The following is a 15,715-nucleotide window of genomic DNA, read 5'->3' as shown; positions in this document are numbered from 1 at the left end:
TCAGACCGGCAGCCTGTCCACGGCACTCCGCCCCCGCGCAATCGCCCCCGTCAGTGACGGACTCCCTGCGCTGTCGCTACCCGCAAAACTCACATTACCTACCCCCGCGGGCGACGCCCACGTGGCCGCATCTTCTCCGGCAAGGCTGTCAGGCCGATAGCTGTAGCCGTGCGCCCATCGGTTGACGGTGATCGCGCGAATGACATCCTTTGACGCAAACCCGGCAGTCCCGAGCATGCGGTCAAGCTGTGTACGGATGCCACGCTCCAGTTCGCTGAACGGCGTGCCGAGCAGGAACGCACGCCCTGCGCGGAAGCGCTCGCGTGCGCTCATGCCGCTGTCGGGCACCGTCGGCACGTAGAGCATGTGCAGCACCGCCGGATCAGCCGGACTTGTGCCGGCAGGCGGCTCCAGCCAGAGATCGGTGTAGGCCATGGCCGGCGCGTGAATGCGCCGCGTCTGGAGCGCGGCAAATGCGCGCCAGTGGTCGAGCGCGACCTTCGTATAGACCAACGGCGCTTTCACTTCGGCACGCATGGTGTCGCGCTGCGTAGCCGGCAGCGATGGCATCAGGTACGGCACCATCATGTTCCAGCCCGCGAGCACCACGTGGCGCGCTTCGATGCGATGCAGGTTGCCGCGCCAGCCATATGTGACACGCGTGATCGGTCCGTCCGGATCGACGGCGATGGCCGTGGCTTCCAGGCGCAGCCGCACCGGCGCACCTTCCTGGTCGAGCCGCCCGTAATCGAAGGCCGCATTCATGATGTCCGACGGACGCGTTAACTTCGCCACGCCTGGAATCATGCGCTGCACGAGCAGTCGCGCGAGCGAGGCATTGCCGTCCGGGAACCACAGCCGCGAAGCCGGCGATTTTCCAAGGCGAGGATCGGGCGAAGGCGCCGGCATGCCCGCGCCCGCCGGCAGACCGATGCCGATGGCATCCGCCACGCTGATGCCGTCGGCATCGAGCGCATAGGTATCGTTGCTGCGGCTGCGCAGGAAGCGTTGTCCGGCCAGGCCGATGCCGGCCTTGTCGCGCAGGAATGCCGCGTAGCGCGTGCTGCGGAGGTACGCCGCACGTTCGCCGGCCGGCATGCCCGTCAGATAATCGGTGGTGCCGTCGACAAGCCGGGCCAGTGCCGCGCGATCCTGCAGCGGCAACGGCGCAGCATCGAGGAAGCGCGACAAGGCTGCTGCGTCCGGCGCCGCGGAGCCCTGCCGCCCGGCCCGTGCATCGACGTATTCGCCAAACGGGTCGCCGGCCAGCCACTGGTCGCGGCCGAAGTGGTCGGCATCGAAGAACACCGCACGGCCCATGCCGAGCGCGGCGTAAGGGTCCGCCTGTTCGGCCGGCGGTGTGCGTGCGGCATCGACGCCCAGGCCGGTGAACAGTTCGCGCACGGCAGCGTCGGTGGCGGCCGAGGGCGGCACCTCGGCGCTGCCGCCATAGGTCACCAACCGCTTGCCGCGCACCGTGAATTCGTTGCGCTTGGCGTGACCGCCGAAATCGTCGTGGTTATCCAGGACCAGGATGCGCTTCCCGGTCCCGAAACGACGCTGGTAGAACCACGCAGCCGCCAGCCCGCTCAGCCCGCCGCCCACCACCACGAGATCGAAGGACTCGCGGGCCATCACCGTCGGATACTTGGCGCCTTCGCGCGCGAGGCTGTGCGCAAGCGTGAATGTGCCGGCATGGTTGCCGCGCAAGCCGGTCAGCGCGGGCGGATAAGCTGCGCCCGGCTGCCCCTGCGCGGCGGCCAGCAGTTGCGCGGGCGCCATGCCGGCGGCGATGGCGAGCGCGGTGCCGTTGAGGAAATCTCTGCGCGAAATCGTCATGGGTCGTCGTGGCGGGATCAGCGGGTGGCTTCGAGCTGGCGCCGGCGTGCCGCTACGTCAGCTTCGCTGACAGGCGCGGCGCGGTTGCCCCAACTGCCGCGGATGAAGGTGAGCACGTTGGCAAGCTCCTGGTTGTCCAGCGTCCAGCCATAGCCGGGCATGTGATAGTCGGTCGGCGCCGTATTGATGCGGGCAGTCACTGCGCCATTCAGCAACAAATTCACGAGCGAGGCCGGGTTCGGGTCCGCCACCGTCGGGTTGCCGGCCAGCGGCGGAAACACGCGCGCAAAGCCTTTGCCGTCGGCGCCATGGCAAGGCATGCAGAACTGCGAATACTGGCGCGCGCCAGGGCTGTCGTAGCGGCCCTCCAGCAGGCTTGGCGCAGTCGATGTGTCATGCTGGAACGGCCGGGTTTCGCCGCGAGCGCCGGGCAGCGACTTCAGGTAGGCGGCCACGGCATCGAGATCGGCTGGCGTCATGTATTGCGTTGCCGTGGAGATGACCGTGGACATCGGCCCGAACGACGTCGCGTGCGCATTGCGTCCGGTGCGCAGGAACTCGGCGATTTCCGCGCGCGACCAGGCGCCCAGGCCCGTGATCTGATCGCCGGTCAGATTGGTGGCCGACCACCCTTCCACGCTGGCGCCCGACAGGAAACGCTTGCTGCGCTCGTCGAGGCCTTTCTCGCCATACAGCCAGCCGCGCGGCGTGTGGCACGCCCCGCAATGCGCGACAGCTTGCACGACGTATGCGCCGCGGTTCCACGCCGCGTCCTTTGCGGCATCGGTGCGCACCGGTGCCCCACTCACATACAGCGCGTTCCACACGATCAGCAGCGAGCGCATGCTGTACGGCCAGTGCATCTGGGCGTCCGTGTTGCGCTGGGTGACGGGGACCACGCTGGCGCGCATGTAGGCATAGAGCGCGGCAATGTCTTCGGCCCGCATGCGCGCGTACGACGGGTAAGGCATGGCCGGATACAGCCGCCTGCCGTCGCGCGCGACGCCCTGGCGCACCGCACGGTCGAATTCGGCGAGCGTGTAGCCGCCGATACCGGTCGTGACATCCGGCGTGATGTTGGTCGAGTAAAGCGTGCCGGCTTCGGTGCGGATTGGCAGACCGCCGGCGAAAGGCTTGCCGCCTTCGCGCGTATGGCAGGCCACGCAGTTCGCGACGCGCGCAAGATAGCGGCCGCGTTCCACCTCGGCGGAGGCGGCATCCGCTGCGGCAGCGGGGGCGATGCTGCCCGGCAAGCCGGCGAACAGGCCAGCGAGCAGCGTGGCGGCGCTCAGCAGCCGCCTTGCAGGGAAAAACATGGATCCGTCCAGGTCTTATTGTTCTGGGGTTGCACGGCAGCGTGCCGTCGGGGCGTCCAGTCTCAGGCGCCGGCTACCGCGAACTTTGCCACCATCAGCAGGCAAAACACCAGCCCGGCCGCCAGCGACACGCCGGTCAGGATCAGCGGCACCGGCCGCATGTTCTCGAGATCGCGCTGGTGCTCCTGGCCCTTGCGCAGGCCGAGAAAGCCCCACAGCACAGTGCGGACAAGCCTCAACGGGTTCATGGCGACTCCTTTGTCTCGGGGAGGCAGCCGCCCTTGCGCTGCCAGTCCCTGGCGCCGATTATCGGCGCCAGCCTGCGGACATGACAGCAGCAGATATCGTGAATTCTTGCATATCAGATGGGGGGCCCGGCGTGCCGCTTCCGGCGCAGCGCCCATTCCAGCAACTCGAATCCGGCCTGGACCGCCAGGGCCAGCACGGCGGCGGGTATGGCGCCGGCCAGCAGCATCACCGTGTCGTTGAGCGCTAGCCCGGTGGCAATGCGCTCGCCGTAGCCCCCGGCGCCGACGAACGCCGCGATGGTCGCGGTCCCCACGCTGATGATCGCCGCGGTCTTCACGCCGGCCAGTACCACCGGCAGCGCCAGCGGCAGTTCGACGTAACGCAGCACCTGCAGATCGCGCAGGCCCAGCGCACGCGCCGCGTCCCGCATGCTGACGGAAACCTGCTGCAGCCCCGTGCAGGTATTGCGCACGATCGGCAGCAATGCGTAGAGGAACAGTGCCACCATCGCCGGCCAGACGCCGATGCGGCCGAGCAACGGAATCAGCATGGCCAGCAGCGCCAGCGACGGCACCGTCTGCAGCATGCTGACCACGCCGAGCACACCCTGCCCCAGCCGCCGACGCCGCGCCGACACGATGCCGAGCGGCACGCCCGCGAGAGTGGCCGCGCCCACGGCGCCAACCACCAGCGCAACGTGGCGGCGTGTCAGGCGCAGCGTGTCGGTATCAAGCAGCGCCTGCATCAGGCCGGCGCGTGCTGGCGCCTTCGCCGCATGGCCGGACAGGAAGTCTCGCGCGATCGCCGCGAACGACTGGCCGTCGATTTCGGCCGCCGCGTTCATCGCCACCATGTCCGCCGCGCTGATGCGTCCGGCCAGCGCCTGCAGCGCCTGCCAAGCCGCCGGAAACCGGCGCGGCACGTCCAGCCGGTAAACGACCACGGCGTCATAGCGCGGAAAGAAGTGCAAATCATCCTCTAGCACGCGCAACTGGTATTTGCGGATCTTGGCGTCCGTCGAATAGATGTCGATCACATCGACCTGCCCGGCTGCCAACGCTTCGTAGGCTACACCGTGGTCGAGTCCGACCGGCTTCTGCGGGAGCCCATAACGCCTGGCCAGTCCCGGCCATCCATCGGCACGCCCCAGGAACTCATGCGACAGGCCCATGCGCAACTGCGACTGCCGCGCCAGATCGCTCAGCCGGCGCAAGCCAGGGGCACGCGTTTCCTGCACAGCCAGCGCATAGGTGTTCTCGAATCCCAGCGCGATGCCCGCGCCGAGCCCCATCGGCCGCAGCGCATCGTTGATCTGTGCCAGCGTCGCGCCCGGCGGCAGCTTCAGGATCTCGCTCGCGAGCGTGCCGGTGTAGTCGGGATAGAGGTCAATGCTGCCCGACCTTAACGCTTCGAACACGATCGCGGAATTGCCCAGCCCCGCGTGATGACGCGCATTGCCGGCAGCTTGCGTCAGCAATTCCCCAAGGATGTAGGACTCGGTAAAGCGCTTGGAACCGACGCGGAGGCTGTCGCCGCCCTGAGCCTGGCATGCAGACGCAAGCGCAATCAGCATGCCGGCGAAACACGCGGCCATGCCGGGAAACACACCTCTGCGGCTGAATAAGGACAAAGCGTCGGCTCCGGCGGGGCGTGGTTGGCCGATGTGCATCCGGCATCTCTACATCATAGGCGGGCGCGTGCGCATGACGTCATAGCGAAATAGTATTTGCAATTCGCATGATTGACCATGCAGAATCCATAATTCGCATACAAACACGTTCGCCTTTGATGGAAATCCGGCAACTCGAAGCCTTTGCAGCGGTCGTCACGACCGGCAGCGTCACCGCCGCCGGCCGCCTGCTCGGCCGCTCGCAGCCCGCTATCACTCGGCTGATCCAGGAGCTGGAAGGCGAACTGGGCTTCGCGCTGTTCACGCGCAGCGGTCCGCGCGTGAGCCCTACGGAGCAAGGCTTCCTGCTCTATGACGAGGTGGAACAGACGCTGGCGGGGCTGCAGCAGATCCGCATGCGTGCTGCAGCGCTTGCACGTGGCGATGGCCGGCCGCTGCGCATCGCCGCCACGCCGGCACTGTCGGCCGGCTTGCTGCCCGCCGCGCTCGCGCTGGCGTTCGGGCGCGGGCTGTGCGCGCCGGAGCGCGTGGAAGTGCAGAGTGTGTCGCCCGAGCAGGTCGTGCATGCGGTGCTGACCGGCGCGGCCGAAATCGGCGTGAACAGCCTGCCGCTCGAACACCGCGGCGTGAACGTCCATTGGATCGGACAGGCCGGCTGCGTGGCGGCGATGCGCGTCGACGATCCACTCGCGGCCTGCGAGACTGTGCGCCTGGCGGACTGCCGCGACCGCCGCATCGTCACGATGCAGAACCCGTACCGCCTGCGGCGCCGAACGGATGCCGCCTTCAAGCGCGCTGGCATCGGCCCGGCCGGCGTGATCGACACCAATACGTCGATCAATGCGCTGACACTGGTGCGCGCCGGGCTCGGCATCGCCGTACTGGAACCCATAACCGCGCGCGGCCTGCCGCTCGCCGACATCGCCGTGCGCCCCGTCGACGCGGACATCCCGTTCTATTTCGGCGTGATCACGCCGCAAGCGCGCCCGGCCAGTGCCGTCGTACTCGGACTGGTCGACCTGCTGGCCGAGGCCTCTGCCGCGCTGCTGCCTGATTTCGTGCGCCGCGGTCCCGCCGAACATGGCGCGCTACTGCAGTCGCTGTATGGCGACGGCGCAGCCCCGACTGAAGATATCGAATCCCTGAGTCATGACTGACACCAACACCCCATGCGGCGCGGCTGGCCTGGCCGCGCTCGAAGCGCGTTTGCGCCAGGATCTTGCCTGGCTGGAACTGCCGGCCAAGGCCTGGACCATGCCGCGCACCCACGAAGGACAAGCCGTGCTCGACGTCGCGGTGATCGGCGGCGGCATGGCGGGGCTGGCGGTCAGCGCCACGCTCAAGCACCTTGGCATCCAGGCCTGCGCGTTCGACCAGTCGCCGGCAGGCTTCGAGGGCCCGTGGGCCACCACGGCACGCATGGAAACCCTGCGCTCGCCCAAGCAGCTCACTGGGCCCGCACTCGGCCTGCCCGCTCTGACCTTCCGCGCGTGGTTCGAGGCGCAGTTTGGTGGCGAGGCATGGGAAGCGCTCGACAAGATCCCGCGCCTGCAGTGGATGGACTACCTGCGCTGGTACCGGCAGGTGCTCGACCTCGATATCCGCAACGCGCACCGCGTCGAGCAGGTACTGCCGCGTGCCGACGGCCTTGTCGCACTCTCGATGGTGGCGCCGGAGGGTCCGCGCACGGTGCTGGCGCGCCGCGTGGTACTTGCCACCGGCCGTGACGGCCTCGGCGGCGCTTACGTGCCGCCGCTCGCCGAAAACCTGCCGCGCAAGCTGTGGGCGCATTCGTCCGACGACATGGACTACACCAGCCTGCGCGGCAAGCGCGTGGGCGTGGTCGGCGCGGGCGCCTCGGCCATGGACAGTGCCGCCACCGCGCTGGAGGCAGGCGCCGCGAGCGTCGACATGCTGATCCGCCGCGCGGATATCCCCCGCGTCAACAAGAGCAAGGGCGCGGGAAATCCCGGCCTGACCTTTGGGCACAATGGCCTGTCCGACGAATGGAAATGGCGCCTGCGCCATTACATCAACAGCCAGCAGGTACCGCCGCCGCGCGGCAGCACGCTGCGCGTCTCGCGCCATGCCAATGCGCGCTTCAACCTCGGTTGTGCGCTCGACGCGGTGGACGTAGACGGCGATGTGCTGCGCGTGCGCACGCCCAAGGGCATATTCGAGCTGGACTTCCTGATCTTCTCGACCGGCTTCCGCATCGCGCTGGAGACCCGCCCCGAGTTCACCGCGTTCGCGCCGCATATCCGTTTCTGGCGCGACCGTTTCGATCCTCGGCCCGGACAGGAAGACGGCGAATTGTCCGATTCCCCCGATCTCGGCCCGGTCTTCGAATTCCAGGAGAAGACGCCGGGCGCTTGTCCGGGGCTGTCGCGCATCCACGCATTCTGCTACCCGTCCGCGCTGTCGCACGGCACGGTGTCGGGCGATATCCCCGCCATTAGCGACGGCGCGAAGCGCCTGGGCCAGGGCATTGCCGGCCTGCTCTACCAGGAAGACGTTGAACTGCACTACGCCGCGCTGCAGGCCTATGCCGAGCCTGAAGTGTTTGGCGACGAATGGGTGCCGGCACCGCCGCCCGCACTGAAATCCTGATTCTGAACCCGACCGGAACCTCACAAGCACCATGAGCCAAGCCCCCACGCCGCCGGACCTGATCGACGCGATCTCCGGCCTGCAACCCGGCAGCGCGACGCACGCGCTGCGCCACCAGCGCGAGAAGGTCGTGGCAGCCACGCAAGGCAGCTACGACGCGCTGTTCGACCCGGCCCTGCCCGGCCTGACGCTGGTGGAACGCCTGCTGGTCGCGCTCTACGCCGCGCGCCTCACGCCGTCGCCGAAGCTGGCCAACCACTACCGCGCACGCCTGGCCGTGGCCGGCGCCGATGCCGCAGCGATCGCCATCGCCGAACAAGGCACGCCCGCCGATGCCGCCGATCCGCGCCTGCGCGCCATGCTGACGTTCACGCGCACGCTGATCGAAAAACCGATCGAAGGCGACAAGGCCGCGCTCGAAGCGCTGCCCGCTGCAGGCCTGACCACGCCTGCCGTGGTCACGCTGGCGCAATTGATCGCCTTCTTGTCATATCAGGTACGGCTCGTCGCCGGCCTCGATGCCCTGACGGCACTGAACGACAACGCAGGAGCACAGGCATGAGCGAGATCATCCAATCCCACGGCTTTACCAACGAAGTGCTGGACTGGAAGGCCTGGCTCGACATCGTCGAACTGGACCAGGCCACGCCCGAGCAGGTCGCCGTGCTCGACGAAAGCCACCCCAAAGCCCGGGTGCAGGACTACTACCGTTTTCTCGTGCACCAGCCCGAGATCCTGCGCCAGCGCTCCACCGCGTTCAACGCGATCATGTACGCGCCCGGCGGCATGCCGCGCGCCGAGCGTGAACTGGCTACCACGGTGGTGTCGCGGCTCAATGGCTGTGTTTATTGCGCTTCCGTACATGCGCAGCGCTTCGAGCAGCTTGCCAAGCGGAATGACGTGATCAAGCAGGTATTCGAGGATCCGCGTACGGCTGGCACGACGGAGCGGGAGAAGGCAATTGCTAAGTTTTCGGTCGAGTTGACGGAAAATCCGGCGGGTGTGTCAGCGGAGAGTCTGGCTGCGCTGCGCGAGGTGGGAGTCAGCGAAGCGGAGATTCTGGACTTGATTCACTCGGTCGCGATCTTTGCGTGGGCGAACCGGTTGATGTTGAATTTGGGGGAGCCGGTGTTTCCGGCCGACGCCACTGCCGCGTAGCACTCCCGCTCCGTCATTCCTGCGGCGGCGGGATTTCGAACGATTCATCCAATGCAATCAGCCGATCGCACAGCGGGACGCTACGCAGCGTCGCAATGCACCGCCAGCCAGACCGTCGGCTCGCCGCCATCAGTCCATGCGACGCGATGACGGCAGTGCGCTGGCACGTGCAGCCAGTCGCCGGGCCGCATGACGCGCGGGGCCGTATCGCCCTCGCACTCGATTCCCGCGCTGCCACTGACGACCATCACCCATTCGTCCTGCGGGCTGTCGTACCAGAAGCCCGGCGGGCTGGCCTGGCCATTGGAGATGATCCGTTCGATCTTCAGGCCCTTCCGTTCCAGCAAAGGCTGAAAGATCTCGTCGGGCGCGCCGACAGGGACGTCGGCGAAGAGATTGCCGTGCTTCGGGTCCATGTCGGCCTCCGGAGATTCAGTCGCCCGGCCCGGGCGCCAGCACGTCGCGTGCGCCGTTGCGACCCATCGGCGAGACCAGGCCCGCGGCTTCCATCTGCTCGATCAGCCGCGCGGCGCGGTTGTAGCCGATGCGAAGCTGGCGCTGGACTGCAGAGATCGATGCGCGGCGTGAATTGAGCACAAAGGATGCGGCCTCGTCATACAGCGGATCGGCTTCGCCGTCGCCGTTGCTATCGCCGAACAGATCGCTGGCACCCACCTCGGCGGCATCGCCGGCGAGGATGGCTTCATCGTAGTCGGGTTCGCCGAACTGCTTCCAGTGCTCGACCACGCGGTGCACCTCATCATCCGCGACAAACGCGCCATGCACGCGCTGCGGATAGCCGGTACCCGGCGGCAGGAACAGCATGTCGCCCTGCCCCAGCAGGCTTTCCGCGCCCATCTGGTCGAGGATGGTGCGCGAATCGATCTTCGACGACACCTGGAACGCTACGCGTGTCGGGATATTGGCCTTGATCAGGCCCGTGATGACGTCCACCGACGGACGCTGCGTGGCCAGGATCAGGTGGATGCCAGCCGCACGCGCCTTCTGCGCGAGCCGTGCGATCAGCTCCTCGATCTTCTTGCCGGCCACCATCATCAAGTCGGCCAGTTCGTCGATCACGACCACGATCAGCGGCAGCGTGGATAGCGGCTCCGGCGCGTCCGGCGTCAGCGAGAACGGGTTCGGCACCTTCTGCTCCGCGGCCTCGGCCGCGCGGATCTTCTGGTTGTAGCCGGCCAGGTTGCGCACGCCGAGCGCCGACATCAGCCGGTAGCGCTTTTCCATCTCGCCGACGCACCAGTTCAGCGCATGCGCGGCCTGCTTCATGTCGGTGACCACCGGTGCGAGCAGGTGCGGAATGCCTTCGTAGACCGACAGCTCGAGCATCTTCGGGTCGATCATGATCAGGCGCACGTCCTCGGGCGTGGCCTTGTATAGCATCGACAGGATCATCGCATTGACCGCCACGGACTTGCCCGAGCCCGTGGTGCCCGCCACCAGCAGGTGCGGCGCGCGGGCCAGGTCGGTCACGACCGGGTGGCCCGTGATGTCCTTGCCCATGGCCAGCACCAGCCGCGAATTGTGCGACTGGAACGACGACGCCCGGACAATCTCGGACAGCCGGATCATCTGCCGGCGCGCATTGGGCAACTCCAGGCCCATGCAGGTCTTGCCGGGGATGGTCTCGACCACGCGGATCGACGTCACGCCAAGCGCGCGCGCCAGATCCTTCATCAGGCCGACCACCTGCGCGCCACGCACGCCCATCGCGGGCTCGACTTCGAACCGCGTGATCACCGGGCCGGCGCTGGCGCCTACCACGGCGACCGGTACCTTGAATTCCGACAGCCGCTGTTCGATCAGCTCACCGGTCTCGCGCAGGCGCTCTTCGGAAACCTGCTCCGTATGGTCAACCGCAGCTTCCAGCAGTTCTGTCGGGGGCAGGCGGTAATCGACGATGACGCGCGGTGCAGGCGCGGGTGCCGGAGCTACCGGCGCGGGCTGGACGGGCTGCGCGTTGAGCGGAACCGTCTTGCCGACCACTGCGGGCAGCACGATACGCGGCTTGGCCGCCGGGGCAACCGGTGCCGGTGCCGGCTCGGGTTCGGGCAACGGCTCGGATTCAGGTACCGACGCACCCAGCAAGGCATTGGCATCGACGAGCGTTTCCGCCTCGAAAGCATCCTCAGGTTCCGCTTCAGGGAGCGGACCGTCCTCCATGACGAACGCCGGTGCAGCTTCCGATGCGGACGCAGCGTCGACTGGGGCGTCAGCTTCGGCTTCGGCTTCGGCTTCGGCTTCGGCTTCGGCTTCGGCTTCGGCTTCGGCTTCGGCTTCGGCTTCGGCTTCGGCTTCGGCTTCGGCTTCGGCTTCGGCTTCGGCTTCGGCTTCGGCTTCGGCTTCGGCTTCGGCTTCGGCTTCGGCTTCGGCTTCGGCTTCGGCTTCGGCTTCGGCTTCGGCTTCAACGGCGAGTTCGGTGATGGACGAAGGTTCCCCGAATTCCGTCGACTCCGGCGCGGCTTCCTCTACCGCAGGAGCGGCCGGAGCCTGCGCTTCGACGGCCGGCTGAACAGGCACTGCCTTGCGCGACAGCATCTGCAGCTCGGCCAGCAGTTGCAGCGCTTCCTGGCGGATAGCTTCGACCGTAGCTTCGTCCGCCTCGGATCCCTCCACTTCAGCGGTCTGCGCAGCCACTTCGGTGGCGTGGCTGTCGGTCATCTCGATGGATGGAACCGCCTCGACAACGATGGGATCAAGCACGGCGACTGCGTCATCAGTCGTCGTTTCGGCGAGAACCTCAGTTGTCGCCGTGGCGGGCGCATTGGCCACTGCCGCTTCGACAGCGGGGGCAACCGCCGCAGAGGCAGCCGCGACCGTTGCCGCTGCCTTCGCAGGCGCGGCGGCCACCGCTGCTTCCGGCAAGGTCGTGATGGCAGAGCGAACGATCGGTTGCGGCTGGCGGAACGGCGTGCTGACCACCGTGGCGCGAGCGGGTGCGGGCGCGGCCGGACGGGATGCAGCAGCCGGGGCCGGCGTCGGCGTTGCAGCGGCCGCGGCGGCAGCCTGCAAGCTCACCGGACGGCGCGGCGGCGGATTCTGCTGGGCGCGTGGTGCCGTGGCTTCTGGCACGGACTGCGCGGCAGGCCGCACGGGCGGCTTCACCGCGCCGGGCGATTCGGCATGATGCAGCCAGATCTCGCCGGGCTGGGGCGGCGACTCGCGCGTGCGGGGCGGCGGCTGCCAGGCCGGCTGGCGGCGCGCGGAAACGGCGTCGAAACTGCGGTGGCGCGGCGATGGCGCGTTCCAGCCGCCGGATGCGGCACCGTTGGCCGCGGTCGATTCCCAGCGTTCGGGTTCGCGCATCGGCTGGGTCGGCACGAATTCGGCGGGCTCGTCTTCGGCGCGCGGGGCGCTGAGCGGCTTGCGCAGCAGGAACAGGCTGCGCCATGTCTCTCCGAACACCATCGGTGCGGCCAGCGCGAGCACGCCCAGCATCACGAACAAAGCGCCGGTCCAGCCGAACAGGTTACCGACCATGCCGCCGAGCGCGCGGCCGGCCGAACCGCCCGCCGTCCCGCCTTCGCCGCCGGTCAGCGCCTCCAGCGATGCGCTTGCACAGAGCACGATCACCGTGCCGAGCCAGATGCGCAACGAGCCCGGGCCGGAAAGGCGCCGTTCGCGCGCCAGCAGGCCGCCGAAGAACCGCCACACGAGCGGCACCAGCCACAGAGTCGAAAATCCGAACCAGCCAAAACCCATGATCGCCACGCCACGTTCAAAACTACGGGCAGCGATTGTAGCGGTTAAGGCGGCCGGCCATCGCCCCGGGCAGCGCAATAAAGCGCAAGTATTCGTAAGCGCGGCGTGCCGGCAACACTCCCCTGCCCTGCCGCTCGCTACCGGGCGCTACGGGTCGCTACCGATCGCTACTGGCTGCCAGCGCGGAACGGGTACTTGGCGAAGATCTGTCCGACGACCTTGTCGATGCGCTGCTGGATATTGGACTGGTCGTGCGTATCCACGCTGCCCACGGCAACGCCTTCCCAGACCAGCTTCATCGCCTTGCGGTCGACGACGTCGATGTTCAGCGTGCCTTCGGTGTACGTGTACACGTCGTTATAGAAGCCGTAGCCCGGCCACGGCGCGTAGAGCCCGCCGCGATAGCCGTAGTAGCCCATCATCGGCGGCGGCGCCGGCGTGACCTGCACCTTCTCCTGCGTGCGCGCGTTGAAATTGACCAGCAGGTCGGGCGCCTGGGCGTTGTACTGATACCCGCGCGATGTCATCTCGCGCTGCACCGCGCTTTTCAGGTACTGCGTGGTCAGGCTTTCGTAACCCTGCCGGTCCGTGCCCGGGTTCTGCACGAAGCCGAAGCTGCGGTACACGCTGAAATCCGTGTTGTGGTTGTAATCGGTCTTGATATCCGGTGCGCTCGCGCACGCGGCCAGCAACGCCGATGCCACGACAACAGCCGTTGCCGTCCTGCTTCTCGGAAGTTCCACGATACGTCTCCAGGAACTCGCGGCAGTGGCTAGTTCCACTTGCCGCCGGCACCACCGAGGCCCAGACGCCCGCCACCGATAAGCACCAGCGTCAGCGCCGCTGCCAGGTACATGCCTTGCAGCTCGAGCTGCCAGCCGCCGGTATCGTTGAGCATGGCGATCTGCTTCGTATGCACAAGGGCAACCGCAAACAGCATGTTGACCACCACGATCAGCGCCGCCAGACGCGTCCACAGGCCGAGGATCAGCAGCACGGGGGCAACGACCTCGCCGATATACGCGCCGTAAGCCACCCACGCGGGCAAGCCTGCCTGCGTCGCGGTCTGCTCGACGAAGCCCACCCCGCCCTTCAGCTTGGCAATGCCATGCAGCAGGATCAATACCCCAAGCACGATGCGCAACAGTGCCTTGCCCAGATCCTGCGAACCCTGAGAGCCGCTCATGGCCATCCTCCTTGTCGGTTGAGAACAGTAGGAGCACCCGGGAAACGCTTGCCATCCGCTGTGGACATCAATCCGGCCAAGCGACTTCGCCCGCACGCAACGGGGCTCGCCCCTGTACCTTAGTGCCCCGTGGCGTGAAGGTAAAGGCGCAAGCGTGGCGAATGCGCTCCATGGCACCGCCGTCAGACGGCGCGGTGCATGGCCGGCTGGCGTGGCTCGTGCATGCCGACCTTGCGCGCATTTTCGGGCAGGATCTCGCTGAGGAAATCGAGAAAGCGCCGGACGGCAGGCGTCACGCCCTTGCGCGACGGAAATACCGCGTGCAGCGTGCCCACGGGCATTTCCCACTGGGGCAGGAGCAGTTCCAGCTCGCCGGCATCGATCGCATCGCGGCAGTACATGCGCGGCAGCATGGCAACGCCGATGCCTGCAATCGCTGCCTCGCGCAGCAGCGAGAACTCGTCCGTGACCAGGCGTGGGTCGTAGGCGATCTGGATTGTCTCGCCGCTCTTGCAGCCGAGGACCCAGACATGCTTGCCGTCGTGCGGCTTTTGCCCGACGCCTGGCATGCCGTCGAGCGCCTGCGGCGTACGCGGGCGGCCGATACTGTCGAGCAGGCCGGGGCTGGCCACGAGCATGAGCTGGCTTTCACCGAAGGTACGCACGGCAAGACTCGAGTCCTCCAGGACATCGCGTACGCGCAAGGACAGGTCATAGCCCTCGCCGATCACGTCGACGCGTCGATTCGTGGCCTCCAGCTCGATGCGTACGGCCGGATTCGCGCGCATGAAATGGCCGATCGCCGGCGCCAGCAGGATCTGCGCGATGGCCACCGGGCAGCTCACGCGCAGTGTACCGCCAGGCTGGTCGCGCGCCTGCTCGATCACTTCGTGCGCGGCCTCTGCCTCCTTCAGCATGGCCCGGCAACGCTCGTAGTAAGACTCTCCAAGCGGAGTGACACGCACCTGGCGGGTCGTACGGCGCAACAGCTGCACGCCGAGGTCGCGTTCGAGCTGGGCAATACGCCGGCTCAGGCGCGACTTGGGAATCCCCGTGGCGCGGCTGGCTGCGGAAAAGCTGCCGTGCTCTACCACCTGGGCAAACAGCGACAGATCGTTAAGGTCCTGCATATCGGCCTCCGCCTGTGCAACGAAACCATGGACAGGGATCCCGACGCTCGTTGCATGAATAGAACAATTATTTGCATTTTGCCTCACTACCGACACCAATGGCCAGCCGCTAATCTGTGTTCATCGCAACCGCACCTTGTGGAGAAAGACATGAACATCCTGCAGATCGATTCGAGCGTTCTTGGTGGCCATTCCGTTTCGCGTAACCTGACCGCCAGCGTGGTGGCTGACCTGGTCGCCGCCAACCCTGGCGCCAAGGTGACCGTGCGCGATCTGGACCAGGATGCCCCGGCCCACCTGTCCGGCCATCTGCTGCCCGTGCTGGGCGGCCCGAAGGACGGCCTGAACGCCGCGCAGGAAGCCGAACTGCAGCGTACCGAAACGTGGCTGGCCGAGTTCCTGGCTGCCGACGTGCTGGTGGTGGGCGTGCCGCAATACAACTTCAGCATCCCGAGCCAGCTCAAGTCCTGGATCGACCGCATCGCCCAGGCTGGCCGCACTTTCAAGTACACCGAGAACGGCCCGGTCGGCCTGGCCGGCGGCAAGCGCGTGATCGTGGTGTCGTCGCGCGGCGGCGTGCGCCAGGATGCCAATGAACTGGATCTGCACGAAAAGACTGTGGACGTCGTGTTCCGTTTCCTGGGCATTACCGACATCACCTACGTGCGTGCCCACGGCCTCGCCATGGGACCGGACGCTCGCGAAGCCGGCCTGAGCAGCGCCCGCACGGAAATCGCGGCACTGAACGACGGCGGCCGCCTGGCCGCCTGACCGGCTCGCCCCTCGGGCGGAACGGGTCTATGATGAATGCGGGGCGCTACGGCGCCCCGCGTGCCATTGGCGACGTCACTGGCCAGCCTGCTGCGCTGGCTGGTTG

At 67.3% G+C, this 15,715-nt stretch carries 12 protein-coding genes and 1 pseudogene; 4 read left to right on the top strand and 9 right to left on the bottom strand.

All coding sequences use genetic code 11. The features are described 5' to 3' along the window. The 4 genes from K2O51_RS20005 to K2O51_RS19990 form a co-directional block, all read right to left on the bottom strand. On the bottom strand, positions 1-1,839 hold the full coding sequence (locus K2O51_RS20005) for a flavin monoamine oxidase family protein (protein ID WP_220631536.1): 1,839 nt from the start codon (positions 1,837-1,839) through the stop codon (positions 1-3). 17 nt (positions 1,840-1,856) lie between these two features. Further along, on the bottom strand, positions 1,857-3,155 hold the full coding sequence (locus K2O51_RS20000) for a c-type cytochrome (protein ID WP_220631535.1): 1,299 nt from the start codon (positions 3,153-3,155) through the stop codon (positions 1,857-1,859). A 62-nt stretch (positions 3,156-3,217) separates the two neighbouring features. After that, positions 3,218-3,403 (bottom strand): DUF2970 domain-containing protein, encoded by a 186-nt coding sequence (locus tag K2O51_RS19995; RefSeq protein ID WP_140953462.1) that lies wholly within the window; start codon positions 3,401-3,403, stop codon positions 3,218-3,220. A gap of 113 nt (positions 3,404-3,516) precedes the next feature. Beyond that, positions 3,517-4,998 carry a glycine betaine ABC transporter substrate-binding protein gene (locus tag K2O51_RS19990; RefSeq protein WP_011297620.1) on the bottom strand — a complete coding sequence of 494 codons (1,482 nt, stop codon included), beginning with the start codon at positions 4,996-4,998 and terminating at the stop codon, positions 3,517-3,519. Between the two features lie 194 nt (positions 4,999-5,192). Between K2O51_RS19990 and K2O51_RS19985 the strand changes: the two genes are divergently transcribed. The 3 genes and pseudogenes from K2O51_RS19985 (at position 5,193) to K2O51_RS35805 (ending at position 8,802) form a co-directional block, all read left to right on the top strand. Then, on the top strand, positions 5,193-6,191 hold the full coding sequence (locus K2O51_RS19985) for a LysR family transcriptional regulator (RefSeq protein ID WP_041679575.1): 999 nt from the start codon (positions 5,193-5,195) through the stop codon (positions 6,189-6,191). Then, positions 6,184-7,644, top strand: a complete 1,461-nt coding sequence (locus tag K2O51_RS19980) for a SidA/IucD/PvdA family monooxygenase (protein WP_011297618.1) — start codon at positions 6,184-6,186, stop codon at positions 7,642-7,644. Before K2O51_RS19985 ends, K2O51_RS19980 begins: the two co-directional genes overlap by 8 nt. Before the next feature lie 31 nt (positions 7,645-7,675). Further along, positions 7,676-8,802 (top strand): annotated as a pseudogene (locus K2O51_RS35805) (CMD domain protein). Between the two features lie 80 nt (positions 8,803-8,882). Here K2O51_RS35805 and K2O51_RS19965 read toward each other — a convergent pair. From K2O51_RS19965 to K2O51_RS19945, 5 genes are all read right to left on the bottom strand, one after another. Beyond that, positions 8,883-9,218, bottom strand: a complete 336-nt coding sequence (locus tag K2O51_RS19965) for a cupin domain-containing protein (RefSeq protein ID WP_011297615.1) — start codon at positions 9,216-9,218, stop codon at positions 8,883-8,885. 16 nt (positions 9,219-9,234) lie between these two features. After that, on the bottom strand, positions 9,235-12,522 hold the full coding sequence (locus K2O51_RS19960) for an FtsK/SpoIIIE family DNA translocase (RefSeq protein WP_220631532.1): 3,288 nt from the start codon (positions 12,520-12,522) through the stop codon (positions 9,235-9,237). A 167-nt stretch (positions 12,523-12,689) separates the two neighbouring features. Beyond that, positions 12,690-13,268: a DUF4136 domain-containing protein gene (locus K2O51_RS19955; protein WP_041679910.1), complete on the bottom strand. Its 579-nt coding sequence runs from the start codon at positions 13,266-13,268 to the stop codon at positions 12,690-12,692. Positions 13,269-13,294: 26 nt separating this feature from the next. Continuing rightward, positions 13,295-13,708 carry a DoxX family protein gene (locus tag K2O51_RS19950; protein WP_011297612.1) on the bottom strand — a complete coding sequence of 138 codons (414 nt, stop codon included), beginning with the start codon at positions 13,706-13,708 and terminating at the stop codon, positions 13,295-13,297. A 182-nt stretch (positions 13,709-13,890) separates the two neighbouring features. Then, the gene (locus K2O51_RS19945) at positions 13,891-14,838 is read right to left on the bottom strand and encodes a LysR family transcriptional regulator (RefSeq protein WP_011297611.1); all 948 of its coding nucleotides are present in this window, start codon (positions 14,836-14,838) and stop codon (positions 13,891-13,893) included. Between the two features lie 150 nt (positions 14,839-14,988). Between K2O51_RS19945 and K2O51_RS19940 the strand changes: the two genes are divergently transcribed. Then, the gene (locus K2O51_RS19940) at positions 14,989-15,609 is read left to right on the top strand and encodes an FMN-dependent NADH-azoreductase (protein WP_011297610.1); all 621 of its coding nucleotides are present in this window, start codon (positions 14,989-14,991) and stop codon (positions 15,607-15,609) included. Positions 15,610-15,715: the final 106 nt, after the last annotated feature.

Origin of the sequence: Cupriavidus pinatubonensis (assembly GCF_019602855.1) — a bacterium.
GTDB classification, from domain to species: domain Bacteria; phylum Pseudomonadota; class Gammaproteobacteria; order Burkholderiales; family Burkholderiaceae; genus Cupriavidus; species Cupriavidus pinatubonensis.
This window is presented reverse-complemented; position numbering and strand designations above follow the sequence as displayed.